Genomic DNA, 4374 nt, shown 5'->3' on the forward strand with positions numbered 1-4374 from the left:
CCCGGAACAACTGCATCCGATCCCTCGTCCGCTCGCCCGTCGCGAGCGAGCGAAGCGTGAGGTCGTATCGACCATCGACCTGTTTGACGTATCCCAAGCTACGCAACGTCGTCAGGTGGTTGTGAACGGTTCCCTTCGTCGTGTCGATTCGGGAGGCCAGTTCCGTCACCCCGAGTGGACCGTCGGCCGCGAGGGTTTCAAGCAGCGTAAACGAGGTCTTCGTCGCGTTTACCGGACAACGCCCATCTACGTTCATGGTACCTATCAATGGGTCACCCACTTATATCTGTTCACCACAGTTAAACTGAAAGATACGGAATGTACTGAACGTTCACGATAGATTCGTGGTGGCATCGATGTTTTGGGGATGAGTCAGTCAGACGTACAGTATCGAGGAGGAGGTGAGATATGAGCGGCGTTTTTCTGTGGTGAACAAAAGATGGGAGTGTTACGATCGACGCTGGTCGGCGGGCAAGAGGAGTTTCGCGCGGGAAACACTCAAATCACTGGGATACACAGTGACGAAAAGAACGGCATGAATCACCTCGCAGTCGATATCGGCGCGAACGGTGGCACGGTGTTCACCGGAGAAATCGAGCCGAACCGGATGGACATCACCGAAGTGCATCGATTCGACAACCACCCGGTCGAGCGGAACGGCCGGTACGTCTGGGACGTTACCGACCTCCTCACGGATATCGAGGAGGGACTCTCGGCGGCGGCGTCGTCGCTCGACGGGATCGATACGGTTGGCATCGATACGTGGGGGTTGGATTTCGGACTGCTCAACGACGGCGAACTGTTGTGTGATCCATACTCGTACCGTGACCCCGAAGTCAGCGCGACCCGCGACGACATCATCGACGCGGTCGGCAAGCGGGAACTGTTCGAGGCGACCGGCCTCAATCACTGGAACACGCCGAACACGCTGTGGCAGTACCACGCGCTGGCCCGGAACGAACCGGACCTCCTCGCGGACGCCGACCGCCTCCTGATGATGCCCCAGTTGCTGACGTATCTCCTCGGCGGGGAGGCGGTGACCGACGTTACGGTCGCATCGACGAGCCAGATGTTGGACCCCGGACAGCGGTCGTGGAACACCGCGCTTCTCGACCGGTTGTCGCTACCGACCGAACCGCTGCCGCCGTTGTGCGAACCCGGGAGCACCGTTGGAACGGTCGACGCGGAAATCCTCTCGTCGGAACCCACGCTCGTGCTCCCGGCGAGTCACGATACGGCGGCGGCGGTCGCCGGGATGCCGCTTTCGGAAAACGCCGCCTTTCTGAGCACCGGGTCGTGGTTCATCCTGGGCGTCGTTTCGCCACGGCCCGACCGTTCCGCGGCGGCCTACGAGGCGGGCGTCTCGAACGAACTCGGCGTCGACGACACCGTTCGACTGCTCAAAAATATCAACGGGTTCTTCCTGCTCGAAGAGTGTCGGTTGGCGTGGGACCGGGACGGTGGCGTGACCTCGTACGAGGAACTGTTGACGGCCGCCGAGGACGCACCCGCACACGCGTCGATAGTCGATCCCGACGCGGAGGCGTTCAGTATCGACGAGTCGATGCCCGAGCAGATAGCCGACTACTGTCGTGCCACGGACCAGCGGGTGCCGGAATCGGAAGGCGAAACCGTCCGCTGTCTCCTCGATAGCCTCGCGGCGACGGCGGCGCTCACCCTCGAAGGAATCGCGGCGGCGACCGGACGAACCCCCGAAACGCTCCACGTCGGCGGTGGCGGGGTCCGAAACGAACTGTTCTGTCAACTGCTCGCCGATGCGACCGGGTTAGTCGTCCGCGCGGGACCGACCGAAGCGACCGCGACCGGAAACCTGCTGACGCAGGCAGTCGCCGCCGGGTCGCTTCCCGACCTCGAAACCGGCAGGCGACTCGTCGAATCGACGATGGAAATATCCACGTACGAACCGGCGGCCGCCAAGGGCTGGGATGAAGCGATGGAAAAGCTTCGCGCGCTTCGCTCGTCGTCATGAAGTTCCAGTCTCAGCGCGACGTGTAGCCGCCATCGACGCGGACGATTTCGCCCGTCATGTACGGGGACGCCTCGGACGCGAGGAACACGACGATACCCTGTAAATCCTCGGGACGACCGAGCCGTCCCATTGGCGTGTTGTCCAGCCACGTGCGTTCCATTTCGGGGTCGGCTTCGAGCACTCCCTCCACGAGTTCGGTCCGCATGTAGCCCGGCGCGATGGCGTTGACGCGGACGCCACGGTCGGCCCACTCGACGGCCATCGACTTCGTCACCATCAGCACGCCCGCCTTCGACGCGTTGTACCCGACCTGCGGTTGCGGGACGTTGACGTTGTAGGCCGACATGGAGGCGATGTTGATGATTCGCCCCTCGCCGCGGTCGAGCATCCGCCGTCCGACGTGTTTCGCGCACAGGAACACACCCGAGAGGTTCACGTCGAGCGTCCGCTGCCACGTCTCGTACTCCATCTCCTCGGCCGGTTCGTTCGCGGCGATACCCGCGTTGTTCACGAGAATGTCGATGGGACCCAATTCGTCGGTCACCGCCTCGACCATCGCCTCTACCTCGGCTTCGTCGGTCACGTCCACCTCGACCGCGACGGTATCGACGCCGAGTTCTTCGAGTTCGGCGGCCACCTCCTCCGCCATCTCGATGTCGATGTCCACGATTGCAACGTCGGCACCGGCGTCGGCGAGCGCCGTCGCCATTTCCTTGCCGAGTCCACGGGCCGCACCCGTGACGATGGCTGTCTCTCCGTCGAGCGCAAATCGATCTAGTACACCCATTTGTCGAGATATCCCGCGCATCGGTAGTAAGTATTTCGCAGAACAGGACGGATGGGAAGTACGATTCCGGAGGGGGAAGTTTTAACCGCTGGTCCACGGATTAGCAGGTGTCGATAATGAAAGCAGCTGTACTGACGGACGAGCGGACCGTCGCTATCGAGGAGCACGAAAGACCGAACCCGGACGATGGGGACGTGCTCGTCCGGGTGAACGCCTGTGGCGTCTGTATGACCGACTATCACATGTATCACGGGACGTTCCCCGTCGAGTTCCCGATGATACCGGGCCACGAGAGCGCTGGGGAAGTCGTCGCCGTCGGGGACGACGTGTCCAACGTCGCCGTCGGCGACCGCGTGGCGATCAACCCGTCGATCCCCTGCAACGACTGTCGAGCGTGTCAGAGCGGGAAGGAGAACCTCTGTGAGAACTTCACCTCCATCGGCGGCGCGGCCGACACCATCATCGACGGCGCGTTCGCCGAGTACGTTCGCGCACCCGAAGGCTACGTCGAACCCGTGGGGGAGTTGGCGTACCGGCAAGCGGCCTTCGCCGAACCGCTCGCCTGCTGTATTCACGCCGTCGATCAAGTGGACCTCGAATCCGGGGACACCGTCGTCATCATCGGTGCCGGACCCATCGGCCTGCTCCTGTCCCAGACGTTCCGCGCGAGCGGCGCTGGAACGGTCATCGTCTCCGAGCCAGTCGATCACCGGCGCGAACTGGCGCTCGAAACCGGCGCGGACTACGGTATCGATCCCGTGGAAACCGACCTGCGATCGGAACTCGACGAACTCGTCGATGGCGTGGATATCGCCGTCGAGGCGGTCGGGTTGCCCGAAACCATCGAGATCGCGCTGTCGCTGCCGTCCGCCGGGGGAACCACGTTGATTTTCGGCGTCCCACCGCAGGACGCGACGGTCGAGATAGATCCGTTCTCGGTGTACTACGACGAGACGGAACTCGTCGGAACGTTCTCCCTGACACCCAACGATTTCTCCCGCGCCGTCACGTTCCTTCGAAACGAGCGGATCGACGTCGAGTCACTCATCACCGACGAGTACGGTCTCGGGGGATTGACGGACGCGTTCGACGGCATGGAGGACAAAGAGGGGCTGAAGAAGATGATCTATCCGAATCGGGACAAATAACGGTCTATCGATTATCCAACCGCCAGCTATCGATGGGGACCTGTCCGCCATCGACGCGGAGTTCGTGGCCGTTGATGTAGTCGCTGGCGGGCGATGCGAGGAACGTCACGGCGTTCGCGATGTCTTCGGGTTCCGCGAGTCGGCCAATCGGGTTGTTGTCCAGGATCTGTTGTCGAACGGCGTCGCTGAACCCTTCGGTCATTCTGGTGTTCACCCAGCCCGGTGCAACGGCGTTGACGCGAACCCCCTCCCGGCCGAGTTCGAGCGCGAGGCTCTTGGTTAGCCCGAGCAGGCTGTACTTGCCCACGTCGTAGGCGGGCGACATCCCGACGCCGTTTTTCGTGTGAATCGACGTGATGTTGACGACCTTCCCGTAGCCATGCTCGACCATCCCGTCGATGACAGCGCGAGTGCAGTTCAGCGATCCGTAGAGGTGTACGTCGAGGTTC

5 protein-coding genes are annotated in these 4374 nt (G+C 62.4%); 2 read left to right on the forward strand and 3 right to left on the reverse strand.

Features of this window, described 5'->3' with window-relative positions; translation table 11 throughout:
• A partial coding sequence (locus tag WBV42_RS05700; RefSeq protein ID WP_423985169.1) for a helix-turn-helix domain-containing protein occupies positions 1-256 on the reverse strand: 256 nt, incomplete at its 3' end.
• Positions 257-535: 279 nt separating this feature from the next.
• Between WBV42_RS05700 and WBV42_RS05705 the strand changes: the two genes are divergently transcribed.
• The gene (locus WBV42_RS05705; RefSeq protein WP_423985170.1) at positions 536-1990 is read left to right on the forward strand and encodes a rhamnulokinase; all 1455 of its coding nucleotides are present in this window, start codon (positions 536-538) and stop codon (positions 1988-1990) included.
• Positions 1991-2000: 10 nt separating this feature from the next.
• Here WBV42_RS05705 and WBV42_RS05710 read toward each other — a convergent pair whose 3' ends face one another.
• Positions 2001-2777, reverse strand: coding sequence for an SDR family NAD(P)-dependent oxidoreductase (locus tag WBV42_RS05710; protein ID WP_423985171.1), 777 nt, complete (start codon positions 2775-2777; stop codon positions 2001-2003).
• Between the two features lie 116 nt (positions 2778-2893).
• Between WBV42_RS05710 and WBV42_RS05715 the strand changes: the two genes are divergently transcribed.
• Positions 2894-3925, forward strand: coding sequence for a zinc-dependent alcohol dehydrogenase family protein (locus tag WBV42_RS05715; RefSeq protein ID WP_423985172.1), 1032 nt, complete (start codon positions 2894-2896; stop codon positions 3923-3925).
• Between the two features lie 4 nt (positions 3926-3929).
• Here the strand turns inward: WBV42_RS05715 and WBV42_RS05720 are convergent.
• Positions 3930-4374, reverse strand: a 445-nt coding sequence (locus tag WBV42_RS05720) for an SDR family NAD(P)-dependent oxidoreductase (RefSeq protein ID WP_423985173.1), incomplete at its 5' end; no start/stop codon positions are given.

The organism is Haladaptatus sp., assembly GCF_049589095.1.
Lineage (GTDB): Archaea > Halobacteriota > Halobacteria > Halobacteriales > Haladaptataceae > Haladaptatus.